Source organism: Sporolactobacillus caesalpiniae (assembly GCF_040513385.1).
In the GTDB taxonomy this organism is placed as follows: Bacteria; Bacillota; Bacilli; order Bacillales; family Sporolactobacillaceae; genus Sporolactobacillus.
Window position 1 is genome coordinate 248,020 of sequence record NZ_JBEVCB010000005.1, and the last position, 17,206, is coordinate 265,225.

Below are 17,206 nucleotides of genomic sequence, written 5' to 3' on the forward strand. Positions count from 1 at the left end.
GTTTATTAAGAGAAATGTTTTTGGTTGAGTCTAGCAATTGTGTCGTCAGAAATTTTCGCGCTATTATCACCAAACGTTTCGCGATTTTAATTATGAAAAAGCAGAAGAAATACTTGATTTTATGAAGCTTGATCGCAAACAGAAAGTTAAGCACCTCTCGAAGGGCAATCGTGGTTGGAGTGATCAATTAGAGATGAATGGAAATGAGTATAAGGCAGAAAATTTATTTCGTATTTGTATGATCCACATGGTATCATTACGAAGGAATGAAAAAGGGCGTTTTTGGAAATATTTATAGTTTTTGTCATAAATAAATAGTGAGGTGCTTTTTAGTAGTGTTGAAAAATTTAAAAACTGAATGGTTTGGAAATGTTAGAGCAGATATTCTTGCGGGGATTGTCGTCGCTCTTGCACTTATTCCAGAAGCAATTGCCTTTTCTATCATTGCAGGCGTTGATCCAATGGTTGGCCTTTATGCATCATTTTGCATTGCAGTTGTGATGGCATTTATAGGTGGAAGACCAGGCATGATTTCAGCTGCCACAGGTGCAATGGCATTGCTTATGGTTACTTTAGTGAAAAATCATGGTATCGATTATTTGTTTGCTGCCACTATTTTAACGGGTGTTCTTCAAGTTCTATTTAGCGTCTTTAAAATTGCACGGTTAATGAAATTTGTTTCGCGTTCCATTATGGTCGGTTTTGTGAATGCTTTAGCTATTTTAATTTTTATGGCACAAGTCCCCCATTTTGTAGGAATTTCGACGATGACCTATATTTTCGTAGCGATTACGCTTCTTATCATCTATTTATTCCCTCTTTTTACAAAAAAGGTGCCATCCCCGCTCGTTGCAATTGTCGTGATGACGATTGTGGCTATTATAAGCGGATTCGATCTTCAAACCGTTGGGGACTTAGGGGCAATCAAACAAACGTTACCGATGTTTGTTCTTCCAAATATCCCATTAAATTTTGAAACATTATCTATTATTTTTCCTACGGCTTTAGCGTTATCTATTGTCGGATTGTTAGAAGCATTATTAACTTCTTCTATTGTCGATGATATAACAGATACAGGAAGCAACAAGCATGGGGAAATTAGAGGACAGGGGATCGCCAATATTATTGCCGGCTTTTTTGGAGGTATGGCGGGCTCCGCAATGATTGGTCAAACTGTAATGAACATGAAATCCGGGGGAAGAGGGAGATTATCAACGCTAGTAGCCGGTGTGTTCTTAATGTTTCTCATCCTTGTATTAGGAGATTGGGTGGTCAGGATTCCAATGGCCTCGTTAGCGGGTGTCATGATTATGGTATCCATTGGCACATTTGACTGGTCTTCACTTCGAACGCTAACTAAAGTCCCGTTAACTGATACAATCGTCATGATTGTCACTGTTATTGTCGTTGTGGCAACAAATGATTTATCCAAAGGCGTAATCGTTGGTGTTCTATTGAGTGCTATTTTCTTTGCGGCTAAAATTTCGAAAGTACGTGTGACGGTCTCTTCTACCAATAGTCAAACAGTATATAAGGTCCAGGGACAAATTTTCTTTGCGTCTGTAGGAGAATTTATTAATGCTTTCTCTTTTAAAGAAGATAAAGAAACGATTATCATTGATTTTTCGGATGCGCATATTTGGGATGACTCTGCTGTTGCAGCAATAGATAAAGTAATGATTAAGTTGAAAGAGCAAACGTCAGCCCACGTGAAAGTAATAGGGTTTAATGAGTCCAGTGAGCAACTCGTTAAAAAATTAGCTAATTTTTAATAAACCGAATACAAAACTATCCAGTCATTAATCGAGGGGGATTGGGGATGTATAAGAAAATTTTATTAGCTTTTGATGGATCAGAACATTCTAAAAGAGCCGCAGAGCATGCTGTTGCAATGGCGTCACTCGTGCAGGATTCCAGTGTGGAAATTATTAATGTCATTGATATTGCAAAGGTGAAATCAGAAGTGCTCCATCAAGACTTAAAAAAGGTAAGAGAAACAACTTTAGAAGAAGTGACTGAAGTCTTTCAAAAAGCGAACGTATCCTTTGAACTAAAAGTAGTCCATGGAGAACCAGGAACAATGATTGTTTCCCATGTGAATGAAGAAAAGTTTGATCTCGTTATTCTTGGAAGTCGTGGATTAAATGCCGTACAAGAATTGGTTCTAGGCAGTGTCAGTCATAGAGCAGCTGTAAGAGCGCATTGTCCCGTATTAATTATCAAGTGATTTTTTGAACCTGACGATAGGAGCTATTTTCGATTCCGCACCCATCTACCTTTCGATCCGGCAGGGCATCAATAATTACGGATACGCTCATTTTCGGTTATAGAATTCAATAAAATGATCCACAAACAGATAAAGGGAGAGTCCCCATAAGGAGCCTCTCCCTCTATCCGTTTTTTATGTCTAACTCTCTTATACTCTTACAGACGCAAAAAATTCTTCATAAAGCGCTTGGACGGCTTTCTTTTCAACCGTCTCTTTCACACCGAACATCATACTCGTCTCTGAGGACCCTTGATTGATCATCTCAATATTGATATTCGCTTCAGCCAACGCCTTTGACGCTCTTGCCGCCGTTCCTACCTCTTGACGCATTCCTTCACCTACAAGCATGATCAGAGCCAAATTATGTTCCACCCGAACTTCATCCGCATCCAGATCATTCTTGATTCGTTCTACAATGCCTTGCTCTATTTTTTCATTTAACTGATTCTGTCTGACAATAATTGTAATATCATCGATACCTGAAGGAATATGCTCGAATGACAGACCGAATTCCTCTAAGATTAATAATATTTTCCTTCCGAAGCCGATTTCTTTATTCATCATATATTTACCGACATAGATACTGCTGAATTTATCATCACTCGCAATACCCACGACCGGGCCGTTTCTATTTTCCCTAGTACTCATGATAAGCGTACCGGGTGCATCAGGGTTGTTCGTATTTCTAACATTAACCGGAATACTTGCGCGGAACGCGGGAATGAGCGCTTCATCATGAAAAACAGAAAAGCCGCAGTAGGATAACTCTCGCATTTCGCGGTACGTCAACTCACGAATTTCTTTTGGATTCTCAACAATATGCGGATTGACTGCGTAAACCGCGTCAACATCTGTAAAATTCTCATAGAGATCGGCTTTAACCCCATTCGCCAGGATCGACCCCGTAATATCCGAGCCGCTGCGTGAGAAGGTCACGACTTCACCATCCGTGTTGTAGCCGAAAAAGCCTGGAAAAACAATAATGCCGATTTGGCTTCTTAACTCATATAAACGCTCATACGACTCGGGCAAAACGCGCGCATTTCCCGGATCGTTGCTTACCAAGAGGCCCGCTTCTTTCGGAGACACATAATGCGCGTCCATTCCTTTATGTTTGAAGGCAGCTGCGACCAGCTTCGCGTTATTGTCCTCGCCGCTCGCTTTCACCGCCTCGATAAACGATGCCGGATTGGTTTTGTCACCACTCAGCAAGGTCAAAAGATCATCCGATATCTTATTAATAATAGCGTTTGAAAGATTCAATTCTTCAGCAATACTTTTGTACCTGCTGATAATGGTTTCAACAAGTTCACGTGCATCTTCACCATTAAGATACTTTTCCGCGCAGCTAATCAACAAATCCGTGACTTTTATATCATCTGAATACCGCTTTCCCGGAGCTGAAACAACCACAATTTTCCGGTCAGGATCAGATGCGATAATATGATAGACTTTCTCGACTTGTGCTCCGGAAGCGAGTGAGCTTCCGCCAAATTTAACGACCTTCATGATTCCGGCAACCCCTACTTTTTATATATGACTGAAAATGTACTCCTATTATTTCTTATTTCTGAAAAAGAAGCAAACTTTTTTTACACCTTTTTCAACTAAATTTCCAGTTTCAGTTTCCTGAATTTCAATGAAGTTATTCCTATATGCAGTCTGTTTCATGAGTATAGCTTCGACTATCTTAAAAAAAATAACAAAAATCACATAGCCAATCATTGAACCAGTGAAGTTAAAAATTACATCATTGATATCAACAATGCGAAGTGTGAAACCATTTATTATGCCTATGGATAACTGTAATAGCTCTAGGATTACACCAATCATGATACTTGCGATCACGATCCTTTTAAGATTTGTCTTGTAAATAAAAGACAGTCCAAACCCAAAAGGCATTGTGAGTAAAACGTTTAACAAACTCGTTTTTACAGCAAACCCTTTAAATGGAATTAAATTAACGGAAGAATGCCAAAATGTTGGCCCGAAATCTCTTCGTAAGTCTTCAGTGGTATAAATTGGAAACTGCGTATAATCTATTACAACACAAAGGTATAGGTACATAATTGAGAAGAGAAATAAATGGGTAAAGCTCTTTTTGAAAAGCAGTTTCATGACAAGCAATAAAAGAATAAATACTATAATTGCTCCATAAAGAATCCACCCACTAAATCCAATTCTCACTACCTTAACCTCCAAAAAGAAAACAATCGCGATATTTTCTTAATTTTCCACTTATTGTACCCTACTGTTGTTGAGAGCGAAGCGTTTTACATAAATACTTACATTACAAGACAACCCTTAGATGAGTTCATCTACATGATAGATTTTTCCATTCTGTAATTGTTCATTCAAAATCAGGCCGATCAATGCTTTTGCTACCTCGCTTGGTTGCCGAAGATTTCCATTAGTTTTAAACCCTAAGAATGTGTTGATGTCCGCAAACGCGTCCTCTTCAGCGCTTCTGATCGTGTCTTGCATTTCTGTATCCATAATACCAGGGCTGAACGCCACGATTTTATTTGATTCTTTTGTATTTTCTTGTTCTAGACCCGCGACTTCTGTGTGCATATTAACTGCCGCTTTTGTCGCATTATAAACACTCCATCCATGAATGGGACGTTCAGCCGCACCTGAGGTTACATTGACAATAATCACCTCAAACGCTTCATTCCTTAATTCTTTCAAAAGTGTATTGTTGATCAGCATTGGTGCCAGAAGATTTAATTGAACCGCCTTTTGAATCGCATGATGATCTAAAAAGCCTACACGCTCAATAGGTTCGACCATACTCGCGTTATTCACCACATATAATTTATGTGGTTTTGCGTCAGCAATCCGCTCGCACACCCGCTTCATGAGCGATTCAATCTCGTCCAAATGAGTTAGATCGGCTGAGATGTGTGAATAGCGACCCTTGCTGTTTGTGATCAGACTTTGCACCTTTTCATTGGTGCTCCGAGACAAACCAATCACTTCTATATTCTGTTCAGTTAGAATCTTGCTAATTTGAAACCCAAGTCCTTTAGATACGCCCGTAACAAGCGCCATTTCCATATTCTGCACCTCATTTTCCCATTAACGGTCCATGCCCGATTTTTGAGATTTATAAGCTATCAATAAACATCTCAATCCGATCCATGCCTTCCTTAATTTTCTCCATGGATGTGGCATAGGAAATGCGGACATATCCGGAAGCGTTGCTGCCGAAATTGTCTCCCGGAACCACAGCAACATGCTGCTCGTCCAAAAGGCGGTCGCAGAATTTCTTTGCTGAAAGACCCGTATCTTTTATATTCGCAAAGATGTAGAAAGCGCCCATCGGCTTAATGCAGGAGATTCGATTGATCGAGTTAATCCGTTCATAAATATAGTTGCGCCGCTTTTCGTATTCCTTGACCATCATTTCTCGATATTTCGCACCGTTCGTAAGCGCCTCAATTGCGGCATATTGTGCAGAGGAATTGACACAGCTCCAAACGTCTTCGGTAATTTTAGTCATTTCATTGATGAGATCAATCGGACCGGTGGCAAAGCCGACACGAAATCCGGTCATCGCATGTGTTTTCGAACAGCTATCCACAATGAGCGTGCGTTCCTTCATACCGGAGAAAGAAGCAATGCTCGTGTATTCTTGGTGATCAAACAGAATGTGGCGATAAACCTCGTCACTAATGACAAAAAGGTCATGCTCTATAGCAATTTCTGCGATCTCGCAGAGAGATTTCTTATCCATCACACTGCCTGTCGGATTGCTTGGCGAATTAAGCAGAATCACTTTCGATTTTGGCGTGATTGTTCGGCGCAGATCATCCGCTGACATATTGAACTCATTTTCTTCCGTTACATCAACACCAACTGGGGTGCCTCCGCATAGGACAACCTGCTGGCCATAATTAGTCCAGTACGGTGAGCTGAAGATGACCTCATCACCAGGGTTTAGCAAGGTGGTTAAACCTAGAAAAAGAGCGCCCATGCCGCCGGTCGTTACCAGGCAATTTTCCGTGCCATAGGAAACACCGATTGTCTTCTCTAAATAATTGACATAGACCTCTCTGAGTCTGGTCATGCCTGCTCCGGGTGCGTATTTTGTCTCCCCTTCGTCAAGGGATCGCTTCGCTGCCTCAATAACATTTGGTGCTGAACTAAAATCCGGTTCACCAACCGCAAAAGAAATCACATCGTCAATCCGTGCCGCACGCACCATCATATCTCGAATCGGCGAAGACTGAATCGCCGCCACTTTACTAGAAAACTTCAAAGTTATATCCTCCTGTTCTAAGATGCAAAAAAATTATTCTCATAAAGTTAAAATAACACAGAAGGATGCTCAATTACACAAGAATCTTTATTCGTATTATCGGGTTACCCACGCAGGAATTTTCACCGAAAAAAATGCTCCTCATGGGCAAAAAATATAGTGAGGTAGATGATGGCAACTGTAACATCATTTGTTCGAGTTGATTGGTATTCATTTCATGCAGCATTGCTTGGCGTTATCATAACTTGTGTCATAAACAGGAGTGAAATTCAAGTGATTTATGGGTATGCACGAGTAAGTACTAGGGCGCAGCACCTGGAATCACAAATTGAAGAATTAGAAAAAGCCAGTTGTGAAAAAATCTATTCTGAAAAGTTAACTGGGACCAAGGCAACACGTCCGGAATTTCAAAAGTTGCTTTCAGTTTTGGAACAAGGGGACACCTAACAGTTACTAAACTGGATCGTTTTGCGCGCAGCACATCGGATGCGCTGGCCATAGTTAAACCGTTATTTGAGAAAGGAGTAAAGGTTAACGTTTTAAATATGAGTATTATTAAAAATACTCCAACCGGCAGACTCACATTTACAATATTCAGTGTCTTTGCAGAATTTGAGAGGGATTTAATCGTCACAAGGACGCAGGAGGGTAAAGCGATCGCGCGCGAACATGATGACTTTAGAGAAGGGCGTCCAAAAAAATTTGGTAATCAACAAATCCTTCATGCGATGCAGTTACTTGAAACTCACTCTTATAAAGAAGTGGTTGAACTGACAGGGATCAGTAAGAGCACGTTGGCAAGATTTAAACGTAATTTATACAAGCATGGTAAGTAGATATTTACTCATGGAAGAAGCAGTTCCTTATTGGGGAGCTCCTTCTGAGAGGATAATCATTCTAGCTACGGCAGAAAAAAAACAGAATCCTTTTTTCGAAAAAAAAAATTCTGTTTTTTATAGGGTTATTTATCGCCTATTAGCTTTTGATTTAAAAGCGTATAGCTTTTTTTGTCAAAGGAAACTACTACTCTATCTAACCTATTTCCCCCCGGATACAAATCAAGTTGTTCACTATATTTTATACCTAAAGGAATGACCGTCTGATGAATGATGTTCAAAATTTTTAAACACTCTAAATCAACTCCTTCTTTCAAATGATTTTTAATGTTAATAGTTACCAAATTTTCAATTTCATCAAATCGCGCTCTTTTCGGAGAAATATCTTGTCTTGTACAAGATATTTTTATTGATTTTTTAAAATAATCATTTTTTCCCAAAATTATCGCCCCTTATTCTGCATAATATATTATATTATACAGAATATTATAAAATAAACTTGAGGAGAGAAGTATATGAAAAAAATATTTTGTCAATTTTGTCAGTATTAATTTTAACCTCACATTAATTTTGACCGCTCCATCACTAACATTTGCAAGCAACTCCAAAAGTGATCAGGAATTAGATAATCTGTATAAGAAGGGAAAAATCGTATATCAAGATAAGGAAATAACTGTAGGAACTTTCGGCAATGATGAGGAGATTTCCAATGCTATTTTTAATGCTCCTAACGCTTCGGTTTCACCTTTTGATGTGAGTAATTCAAATAACAATCTTATCAGTCCTTTGTCATCAGTAAGTGGTCCAGGTGGACGAGCGAGTATCGTGGCAGGCGATACAGGAAGAATTGTGTATTGGTCTGCTAAACCCAATACAGCATGGCCATATATATTTAACGGAACTGTAAAATTAAGATACTATTCAGGTTTTGCAAGAGATGCACATGTAGCTGGTTCAGGGGTATTTGGTTCATCCGTTAGCGGTTATGTAACTATGAATAAAAATAATGGTGGAATTGCATATTTTGAGGGACATGCAGACGCACTAGATAACACAAAATTTGTTGTTTTGCCAGGAGTTCATTGCGCTTACTAAAAAAGGGCTCCTATAAATTAACTCATGTAAAATAAAGTGTCCCTTTTGTTTTAATCCAAACAAGTCCAACCTCAGACACCCTACTAGAGTGATTGGGATCAAGCCAATAACAGCATCGATTTGAAGTTGGAATCCCCCCCTTTTTCTTTACAAAGATGTATTATTTAATCACAAATCAAAACCACCCGTGTGAACGGGTGGTTTGCTCTGCGGCTGAAAGCCTTTGTTACTGGCCAGCCCTTAAAAGGGCACCGAGGCGTCCGCCAACCGCACTACTTCCCCGGCACCCCTAAAAGGGGGACTTCTATTTTTTCTTTTTTTTGCGTTTGACCTCTTCTCCAGTAAACGGATCAATATGTTCAAACATGCTTAATTGCTCTGCGACTACATCCTCTTGTATCTGGTTGCGAATGTATTCTGCAATCACTTTCTTATTTCTTCCTACTGTATCCACATAGTATCCCCTGCACCAAAATTTTCGATTTCCATATCGGTATTTCAAGTTCGCATGTCGATCAAAGATCATTAAACTGCTTTTTCCTTTGAGATAGCCGATAAAAGCTGCAACGCTTATCTTCGGCGGTATACTGACCATCATGTGTATGTGATCTTTTAGCCTAGGGTTTTCAAAGCACTGAATAAATAGGCACACGTAAAACAAAACGCTTTCGTAATGCCTGCATGGCGTAACTGTTTGAGCACATCTAATTCATCAAAAGTCGCTTTTATTTCCTTTGGCAGTTGATTATTCAGTCCATTTTTCGCTATCATATAGGGGACACCTCGTCTATTGGTAGTGTTTTCGTCAAATTCACTATACCAAATAGGAAGGTGTCTTTCTATTTGGTCAAGGACGCTTGAATACGCCACAAAGCATGTTACATCAAGGATTATTCCGGACTTTTACTCTGCGAAAGTTGAGTTACAATAAATAATTTTTATTTGTTTCTTCATCTGACAATCATTCCTTTCTATCAATTTCACAATAAAGATAAATGTTCGTGCCCGCAAATTACTACAACGCACTTTGCCAATAAGATTTTTGAGCTATACAGTCTAATTAAATGGACTAATTTTTCTTTAGCCCTATTGATTGGTAAAAGCTAAAGAGGAATATTGCATGGCTAAAGGATCATATTCATTTGTGTGCAATTTAATATTAGAAATAAAATCCATACAAAGAGACGTTAGTGTCCTAACTTTTGTAGCTAGTCCGGTTAAGTATCCGGAGATATAGTCTCGTTTTAAAATCCATTATGGAATATAGAATACAAGGGATTTTATATATTTATTCCATATGGTATAATGCATTCGAGGTGACTATTATTATGCATGTTAAGCCCCAGCTAAAAAAAATATTAAAGGAAAAAGGACTAACTCAAGAAGACCTGAGTCGACTTAGCTCTATTCCTCAAGGTACAATCTCAAGATTTGATAATCAGGTTAAACATCCGGATAATACGCTGTTCCGCATTTCTCGCGCTCTTAATTTGTCGATTGAGGATCTCTTTGAAGTAATTGAGGACGCCAACGATGATAATTAAAAGATGCCATAGAGAACATCCTTTTTCTTAGGGAATCTTTTATGTTTAGAAGGAGGGATAAATCAGATGATTGACTTTACATTGGCCGAATCACTAAAAAATCTCTTGGATCAGCAACGGCCTCTAACCAAAGGGGAGGCTGCGCGCATCGCATCGGATGACCGAATCAGCATGGTCTATAACAGCAATGCGCTCGAAGGTAACTCACTGACTCCATTTGAAACAAAAATGGTCTTGCAAAATGGAATTACCGTTGGCAAAAAGCCATTAAAAGATTACCTAGAGGCCGTTGATCTGAATGAGGCAGCGGATTACATTGAAGATCTTGTCTCTAAAAAACAGCAGTTCACTGAACATGACTTAAAACAGGTACACTATCTCGTTTTTAAAAGCACGAGCAGAGAAGATGCCGGCGCGTATCGGCGTGTCGCTGTGGAGATATCCGGTAGTCAGCATCAGCCTCCGGAACCCTTTCTTGTCCAGGAGAAAATGACTGATCTATTTAGTTGGCTGCATAGAAATGAAGATGTCCTGCATCCGATTGAACGTGCAGCTGTCTTTCATCATCGTTTGACATCGATCCATCCATTTATTAATGGAAACGGACGCACGGCTCGTCTTGCAATGAATTTTTTGCTTATGCAACAAGGTTATCCACCGGTCATTGTTAAAGCAAGTGGTGAATCAGAAGTTGCCTACTATCAGACACTGGAAAGCGGCGATACCACTGGTGATCGTGAGCCATTCGTTTCGTTTATTAAAGAGACGGAGGAACAGACACTGATGACATACCTGGATCGTCTTCAAGTTGATTACAAGGATCTGTTATTAACAAATGACAAATCTCTTTCCGACGATGAGGGATCCCAACCGAGTATGTAATGCTACGTATAGGAATTATTCAAACACGGGATGCCGCCGCTTCCCGTGTTTTGTTTATGAACAATATTTAACTCCAGATCTAGTACACCGTCATAAAATCAAAGAGAAAATACTTGTTTCCCACTATATCTGTTCTAACCAATGTAAATTTCTATGGGATTTTAAGCATGCAATTTATACTTCAAATAGTAGTGACCAGCTAAGAAAAAAATGAGTGAGATCCCTAGATTAATTAACGTTTGCGGTAAAACACTGACGTGAATGGAAGCTGGTTGAAATACCATCACATGGTAGTAGGGAATGATTTGCCCTCCAGTCAGATATTCTGTTGACACATAGGAGCCTAGAAACAGCAGAGGCACCCAGATCAGCTTAAATAAAATAATGATCATAAAACTTAGTGACGTGTAGACCAGAGCCTCAGATACAAATTGAAAGAACAAGATGATGAATGGCGTGTTGTGAAGCCTCACCGCCAATAAAAAGCTGCAAGCCAAAATTATTAACGCATAAGCTAGAAAAAAGAGCAGTACCCTGAAAATTCCATGCTCTATGGTCTTTAACGGGTAACTGAACAAGAACGTACTCCCTCCTTCCTCGAAATACCCATAGAATAAAAATGAAATCCACCATGCTGAAAAAGGAGCGATGATAAATTCCATTTGGTGCAGCAACGCGTCCGGAAGCGTCTGATCACCAAAAAAGTACGTAGCGAGGAACACAAGAAACGGACAAAATGGAACATAGAAATTGTAACCCATTGCCTTTATTTCAAACGGCCAATCCATTTGCTTAAACATGATCAGCCTCCTTCATGTAATAAAGATAAGCATCTTCCAAATTAGGTTCCGCTTGTCCGGCACCCGGTAGTTCCGTGTCATGGTAAAAACGAATACGGTAATGATCACCCTGCTGCACTGTTGAAATAATTGCCTGTTCCGGAATAGGCGGATCCACATCCATCGGGCTATCCATTTCCCAAATATGTCCGTCTGCATGTTTCGTCAACTCGCGCCGTGTCCCTGATGTAATTACTTTCCCCTCATTAATAATGGCAATATGATCACAAGTGGCTTCCAGATCTTCGACAATATGCGTGGATAGGATAATAATTCTATTTTCTGCTAACCGTCGCAGAAGCTTACAAAACCGGACACGCTCCTGTACATCCAGACCGGCTGTGGGTTCATCAACGATCACCAATTTCGGATCACCGAGAATGGCCTGTGCAATACCTAATCGGCGAAGCATTCCCCCAGAAAGCGCGCGAATCTTTTTAATTTTTTGGTCCTGCAAATTAACGGCTTCCAGAATGCGATCGATTTCCCTCTTACGTTCTTCTTTCTCACTGATTCCTTTCAGGACAGCAAAGTGATTCATGACTTCATAAACGGTTAGCGATTTATAAATGGAAAACTGTTGCGGCAAATAACCCAACAGTTTCCGTATCTGGTGAGGCTGCGTCCAAGATAAGCCATTTAACTTTATTTCCCCACTGTCCGGAGTATCTAGTGTAGCAATCAAGCGCATCAAGGTTGTCTTCCCGGCCCCGTTAGGTCCTAAGAGCCCAAATGTACCGGTTATTTCTAATGAGACATGGTCAAGCGCACGCTTCTTACCAAATGTTTTAACGATATTTTTAATTTTTAATGTAGTCATTTAAGATCTCCCCATTTCTTTCTTAAGCAACTGATTTAACGAGTCCCACGAAGTGTCACCGGATTTCATTAACCGATACCAAGAGCGACAGAAGTCTTTTTTCTTAGCAACGCTCGTAACTATGTTTTTCGCAACTTGTCCCTTCATCCAATGAGACAACCATTCTAGAACCTCTTGTTTTCCACCTGTACTCTTTACGCTTTGATACCAATCCAATACTTCTGAGTCATTACCAATATGTTCCGATTGATTATAAAGATAGGCATAGGTCATGTCGAACGCTCGTACATAATCCTGGTCTTGCACGCGGATACCATCATATTTCCAAGTGACTGCAGGTACCAGCCAGCTCACATAAGAACCCAGCCCTTCTTTAAGCAAATACTCGGAAGCATCGCTAACAATCAAGGTGTCATCGGTATACCAGGCAAACTCTTCAGAAGATAAGTCCGAGATGGAAAGGATCGGTATTCTAAAAATCGTTTTTGGAACTGCGCGATGTCCTAGATCTAAATCCTGTTTCGCTGTTTCAATAAATTTTTCGGTTTGTTGATGCAGGTCATTCGATTGGGGATTTTTCAAGTTTGTTGTATGAACGTAGCTCTCTCCATTCTGGCTTTCGTTCTGCACTTCACCGGATACAAGTGTGAGACCGCGCGTTTTTCCTGACCACGAATTATGGGTTCGTTCTGGAATATTCGTATAAAGTGGCGTTCTGCCCCTGTAGTGCAGCACATAAGAGACCTTTTGCATGTTTTGATGATTCATTCGCGTTAAATTCCCGTTATCGAGCGTAAACGAAGGACTTAATTGTGTGGATGGAAGCCAGTTAAAATAATAGGGCAAATAAATGGATTGGCCATTCGCATAAAAGAGCGGTGAACTTAATCCTTGATAGTTGAGTTCAACCTTAAGCTTGTGGCCTGGCACCCATTTATTTTTCAATGTAAGATGCAGATGATCCTTCTTTTGTGAAAAAGAAGCTGATTGTCCATTGACCCGGACTGTTCTGACCTTAAATCCATGATAGAGAGATAGATTTACATGACCTAAAGATTGCTGCTCTTGATTTTTAAGTGTCATGTTGACTTGTGCAGTTACCAATCTTTTTACGCGCAGATCAATCGTGTATGAAGTCGCTCTTATCTTGTACTGTTTCGGAACTACTTGTTTCTTAGAGTAATAGTTTTGTTCTACCATTTCTCTCGGCTTTGTGCGTGCATTCCCTGCTGAATAAACCTGTCGATCCAAGTTCAAAGAAATTGTGAGGAGTAATACGATGACACTCAAACTAATCATAAGCAGATTTGTTTTTCTTCGCGTAAACACACGATACTTTAGCGAAAGAGCAAGTAGAAAAATTCCAAGAAGAATAACTAACCATAAGAGGTGCTTTTGCCAATAAACACCGTCAATAGCAAACCCATAAAGGCCATCATAACCAATCGTTGGATTCGGTTCTCCAAGATTTAAAATCTCTGCAGGTTTTCGCAGTGTTCGTCCAAGAAAAATAAAATTTGCCGGTCCGATCAATCCCCAAATAATTATTGAATAAAGATAAACCACCCGATCTTTTGTCAGGAAAGCAAGCAAAAAGCCAAGTAAATAACTAATATAAAAGGTAAAAGAAAAGTAAAGCATGACATAGAGAAAAGCACTGAAGAACAGATGATTAAACGAAAAGCCCTCAGCCAAATAAACAATGGCATACTCTATGTATAAAATGATCCCAACAAAGATTGAAATGAACGCACCAAAGATCAATTTTGCAAATAGCCTTGGAACAAAAGCGTGATGTATACTAAGGTACAAATCATCAAGCTGATGAATCGTTTCGATTCTAACGATCCAGATCCCAATGAAAAGAAAAGCAAGAATTCCTCCTTGAACTAAGAAGCTAGACCTAGGCATAAATTCTCCTGGGTTGACTATTTGATGTAAACCCAACCCCTCATAGATCATTCCACCTAGCAAAAGAGACAAGAATAAAGGTTGACGCAGTAACAGTAACCATAAAATAGTTAACGTATTCACTATTCGATTTCTCATCAAATCACTTCCTTGTACTGTAGAATTGGCAAAACCGTATTTAATACACAATAATAAAATTTAAATGTAAATGATTTTAGAATTAAACGAGGAGGAATTTGAATGCCTTTTTAATGATCAGAAAGCAGTAAGATTGTTCGCAGTAGATCTTTGGTGGTTAACACTTTTACTCTGTTGTTTATTTACTTTAACTATTTGCAACCGCTTCGTCCACTACCATTTTTTCACCCAATACTACTTGATACTATTCAAATGATTTTGGCAGTCATCTATTTTAATTCAAAATAGTGTTAATTATTTTTTAATCTATTACAATTATAATAAATTGACGCCTGAATTTTGGCTTTATTTCGCCTCATTTCAGCGTCTCTTCAATCGAAGTGATCTAAAAAGCTTTCAAGTACAAGAAAAAATTTTTTTCTGTTATCATCTCATTCCTTGAGAATGGACGAGAAAAAAGTTGGGGAGTGAGACTATGAAAAAATATCGCTGGCTCATGTGGCGAAAAGTACTGATTTTCTTCATCATTGCAGTGGCCATTGCCACAGCGATTTGGGCAGGAGGACAAGTCGCCCAAAATGTCGCTATGACGGCATTTAACCTGATTTTTCAACTGTTCTTTGCCGTACTCTTTATGATCATTCAGTTTGTTGCCCTCTTTTGGTTCCTTGCCAGAGGAAGAACCTATTGGATCATGCCCGGAGAAACCGGATCGAGCTGGGATGATTACCGAGGAAATCCTGAGGTCGTTGAGAACGCCAAACGCATTGTCACCTTGCTCAGGGGTGTCAAAGATTTCAAAAAAATGGGCGGTCAGGCCATCCGCGGGATGCTGCTTTGCGGTCCTCCGGGGACAGGAAAGTCTTACCTCGCACAGGTTGTCGCGAACGAGGCTCAGGTTCCTTTCGCCTATGCTTCAGCGCCAAGCTTTCAAAATATGTTCTTCGGTGTTGGCAATCTTAAAGTGATGAGCCTCTATAAGAAAGCTCGGCGGCTAGCAAAAACCTATGGTGCCTGCATTATTTTCATCGATGAGATTGACGCGATCGGCATGTCACGGCAAGCAAACGGAGGCGGCGGTGGACTTGGCGGGATGCTTGGCATGGGGGGATCCGGTCTGCTCAACGAACTTCTGCTGCAAATGGACCCGCCGAATATTGATCATTCACGGTTTGCCAAGCTGTTCCGTGCGCTTGGACTCCGGCACAAAAAAGCAGAGCGCCGCGCTGTTCTGACCATCGGTGCAACCAATTTGCCGGACGTGCTGGATTCCGCATTGCTTCGTCCCGGCCGCTTTGACCGTAAGCTGTGGGTTTATCCACCCGATTATGATGGCCGTGTCGATGTGTTTGATTATTACCTCCAGAAAGTCAACCGGGACAGTACCTTGACTCCGCAAAAAGCGGCATTAGACACCATTGGCTACAGTCCGGCACAAATCAAGCATATTGTGAACGAAGCAATTGTCCTCGCGCATCAACGCGGTGCACACAGTGCAAGTTATGAAGATTTTAGAGCGGCCATGGAAACCTATGAGTGGGGGCTGAAACAGCCGCTCCGCTCAATGAGCGACGATGAAAAACGAAACGTTGCCTATCACGAGGCGGGCCATGCGGTTGCCCAGTACCTGCTGAAGCCCCATGAACGCGTTTGGAAAGTCACTATAATTCGTCGAGGCAGCGCGCTTGGCCTCGCGGCAACAAAACCGACTCATGAGCGCTATAATCAAAGCGACAGCGAGATGCTGGCGGAAATTCAAGTGTGCCTGGCTTCGCGTGCTTCCGAAGAACTTTTTTTAGGAAAAAAACTAAACGGTGTCACATCCGACCTGCAGCAAGCAACCCAGCTTGCCGGTGCCTACATTGGAGCGGTCGGCATGAGCGATGAACTGTTCAGCTGGCTTTCAACCGGCTCACAGCAGGATGCGCTCAAGCAGCTTCGTCCGAAAATCAACAAACTGCTGAACGATCAGATGAGCCAAGTGAAGTCATTAATTGAAGACCACACTGAATTCGTTCATGCCATTTCCAGAGAACTATTGACACATGGCGACCTCACTGGTGAAGAAATTGATGCACTCTATGTTCATCTGTATGGTCACAAGCGACCTGAAACGCCTGAAATCAAAGCATTAGTTGAAACTTCTGATACAGAAAAGACGTCTGAAAAGAAAGAATAAGAAAAGCCAGGCAAAAAGCGCCCGGTCCTTACTTCCGCGGGATGCGGTGGCTTTCGCGTTGCATTCAGCATCCTGGTCCTTCATTAAGGAACAAGTAAAATAAGCGGAGATATTCCGGTTATTTGCATCAGGGCTCCTGTTTCGCCGGTAAATAAGGGTAATTTTTCCGCTTATTCACCGAAAAGCCCTTCATTTTCACGTTTTTTCATTCGATAGGCGGAATTTCTCCGTCTATTTACGCTATTTTCTCGTTCATTTTCGAAATAAGCGGAATTTCTCCGTCTATTTATCATACTAGGCGGTTTACCTGATCGCTCAACCGACCCGTGCGGATGGGAAATCAGCAGCCCATGACCTTATCGTCGTATTGGCGGGAAAAATCTTATACTTTCTTATCTTGGAACAACAAAAGCCGACGATTTCTCCTGC

Annotated in this window: 13 protein-coding genes and 4 pseudogenes; 7 read left to right on the forward strand and 10 right to left on the reverse strand. The window is 40.6% G+C overall.

All coding sequences use genetic code 11. The features are described from left to right. Positions 1 to 335 precede the first annotated feature (335 nt). Together ABWW58_RS11650 and ABWW58_RS11655 are read left to right on the forward strand one after the other, a co-directional pair. Positions 336 to 1,803: pseudogene (locus ABWW58_RS11650) on the forward strand (SulP family inorganic anion transporter). Positions 1,804 to 1,819: 16 nt separating this feature from the next. Beyond that, positions 1,820 to 2,227 (forward strand): universal stress protein, encoded by a 408-nt coding sequence (locus ABWW58_RS11655; RefSeq protein ID WP_353869303.1) that lies wholly within the window; start codon positions 1,820 to 1,822, stop codon positions 2,225 to 2,227. A gap of 189 nt (positions 2,228 to 2,416) precedes the next feature. Here ABWW58_RS11655 and ABWW58_RS11660 read toward each other — a convergent pair whose 3' ends face one another. The 4 genes from ABWW58_RS11660 to ABWW58_RS11675 form a co-directional block, all read right to left on the reverse strand. Beyond that, positions 2,417 to 3,778 carry an aspartate kinase gene (locus ABWW58_RS11660; protein WP_353869304.1) on the reverse strand — a complete coding sequence of 454 codons (1,362 nt, stop codon included), beginning with the start codon at positions 3,776 to 3,778 and terminating at the stop codon, positions 2,417 to 2,419. Between the two features lie 48 nt (positions 3,779 to 3,826). After that, a complete protein-coding gene (locus tag ABWW58_RS11665; RefSeq protein ID WP_353869305.1) occupies positions 3,827 to 4,456 on the reverse strand; it encodes a VanZ family protein in 630 nt (209 codons plus the stop codon). Between the two features lie 117 nt (positions 4,457 to 4,573). Beyond that, on the reverse strand, positions 4,574 to 5,338 hold the full coding sequence (locus ABWW58_RS11670) for a (S)-benzoin forming benzil reductase (protein WP_445783433.1): 765 nt from the start codon (positions 5,336 to 5,338) through the stop codon (positions 4,574 to 4,576). Between the two features lie 40 nt (positions 5,339 to 5,378). Then, positions 5,379 to 6,533, reverse strand: a complete 1,155-nt coding sequence (locus ABWW58_RS11675; RefSeq protein ID WP_353869307.1) for a pyridoxal phosphate-dependent aminotransferase — start codon at positions 6,531 to 6,533, stop codon at positions 5,379 to 5,381. Positions 6,534 to 6,806: 273 nt separating this feature from the next. On the opposite strand from ABWW58_RS11675, the pseudogene ABWW58_RS11680 reads away from it, so the two are divergent. Beyond that, positions 6,807 to 7,369, forward strand: a pseudogene (locus tag ABWW58_RS11680) (recombinase family protein). A gap of 125 nt (positions 7,370 to 7,494) precedes the next feature. Here ABWW58_RS11680 and ABWW58_RS11685 read toward each other — a convergent pair. Continuing rightward, positions 7,495 to 7,809 (reverse strand): hypothetical protein, encoded by a 315-nt coding sequence (locus ABWW58_RS11685; RefSeq protein WP_353869308.1) that lies wholly within the window; start codon positions 7,807 to 7,809, stop codon positions 7,495 to 7,497. Between the two features lie 130 nt (positions 7,810 to 7,939). Here ABWW58_RS11685 and ABWW58_RS11690 point away from each other — a divergent pair, with 130 nt between their 5' ends. Next, complete coding sequence (locus ABWW58_RS11690; protein ID WP_353869309.1) at positions 7,940 to 8,464, forward strand: hypothetical protein; 525 nt, start codon at positions 7,940 to 7,942, stop codon at positions 8,462 to 8,464. 304 nt (positions 8,465 to 8,768) lie between these two features. Here ABWW58_RS11690 and tnpA read toward each other — a convergent pair. Next, a pseudogene (tnpA, locus tag ABWW58_RS11695) lies at positions 8,769 to 9,074 on the reverse strand (IS200/IS605 family transposase); the annotation flags it as partial. A 17-nt stretch (positions 9,075 to 9,091) separates the two neighbouring features. Next, a pseudogene (locus ABWW58_RS11700) lies at positions 9,092 to 9,235 on the reverse strand (IS4 family transposase); the annotation flags it as partial. A 557-nt stretch (positions 9,236 to 9,792) separates the two neighbouring features. Between ABWW58_RS11700 and ABWW58_RS11705 the strand changes: the two are divergent. Together ABWW58_RS11705 and ABWW58_RS11710 are read left to right on the forward strand one after the other, a co-directional pair. Beyond that, positions 9,793 to 10,008, forward strand: a complete 216-nt coding sequence (locus ABWW58_RS11705) for a helix-turn-helix domain-containing protein (RefSeq protein ID WP_353869311.1) — start codon at positions 9,793 to 9,795, stop codon at positions 10,006 to 10,008. Positions 10,009 to 10,074: 66 nt separating this feature from the next. Further along, positions 10,075 to 10,890: a Fic family protein gene (locus ABWW58_RS11710; RefSeq protein WP_353869312.1), complete on the forward strand. Its 816-nt coding sequence runs from the start codon at positions 10,075 to 10,077 to the stop codon at positions 10,888 to 10,890. 161 nt (positions 10,891 to 11,051) lie between these two features. On the opposite strand, the gene ABWW58_RS11715 is transcribed toward ABWW58_RS11710, so the two are convergent. Genes ABWW58_RS11715 through ABWW58_RS11725 form a run of 3 tightly spaced genes read right to left on the reverse strand, consistent with a single transcriptional unit; the run spans position 11,052 to position 14,598 of the window. Next, complete coding sequence (locus ABWW58_RS11715; protein WP_353869313.1) at positions 11,052 to 11,690, reverse strand: hypothetical protein; 639 nt, start codon at positions 11,688 to 11,690, stop codon at positions 11,052 to 11,054. Beyond that, positions 11,683 to 12,549 (reverse strand): ABC transporter ATP-binding protein, encoded by an 867-nt coding sequence (locus ABWW58_RS11720; protein WP_353869314.1) that lies wholly within the window; start codon positions 12,547 to 12,549, stop codon positions 11,683 to 11,685. The genes ABWW58_RS11715 and ABWW58_RS11720 overlap by 8 nt, the downstream gene beginning before the upstream one ends. Beyond that, on the reverse strand, positions 12,550 to 14,598 hold the full coding sequence (locus ABWW58_RS11725; protein ID WP_353869315.1) for a hypothetical protein: 2,049 nt from the start codon (positions 14,596 to 14,598) through the stop codon (positions 12,550 to 12,552). A 475-nt stretch (positions 14,599 to 15,073) separates the two neighbouring features. Between ABWW58_RS11725 and ABWW58_RS11730 the strand changes: the two genes are divergently transcribed. After that, a complete protein-coding gene (locus ABWW58_RS11730; protein WP_353869316.1) occupies positions 15,074 to 16,777 on the forward strand; it encodes an AAA family ATPase in 1,704 nt (567 codons plus the stop codon). Positions 16,778 to 17,206 lie beyond the last annotated feature (429 nt).

Excerpts from the sequence above, each read along its gene's own strand:
- ABWW58_RS11725 (WP_353869315.1), bottom strand. The coding sequence starts at position 14,598 with ATGAGAAATCGAATAGTGAATACGTTAACTATTTTATGGTTACTGTTA.
- ABWW58_RS11705 (WP_353869311.1), top strand. The coding sequence starts at position 9,793 with ATGCATGTTAAGCCCCAGCTAAAAAAAATATTAAAGGAAAAAGGACTA.
- ABWW58_RS11710 (WP_353869312.1), top strand. The coding sequence starts at position 10,075 with ATGATTGACTTTACATTGGCCGAATCACTAAAAAATCTCTTGGATCAG.
- ABWW58_RS11660 (WP_353869304.1), bottom strand. The coding sequence starts at position 3,778 with ATGAAGGTCGTTAAATTTGGCGGAAGCTCACTCGCTTCCGGAGCACAA.
- ABWW58_RS11730 (WP_353869316.1), top strand. The coding sequence starts at position 15,074 with ATGAAAAAATATCGCTGGCTCATGTGGCGAAAAGTACTGATTTTCTTC.
- ABWW58_RS11655 (WP_353869303.1), top strand. The coding sequence starts at position 1,820 with ATGTATAAGAAAATTTTATTAGCTTTTGATGGATCAGAACATTCTAAA.
- ABWW58_RS11715 (WP_353869313.1), bottom strand. The coding sequence starts at position 11,690 with ATGTTTAAGCAAATGGATTGGCCGTTTGAAATAAAGGCAATGGGTTAC.
- ABWW58_RS11720 (WP_353869314.1), bottom strand. The coding sequence starts at position 12,549 with ATGACTACATTAAAAATTAAAAATATCGTTAAAACATTTGGTAAGAAG.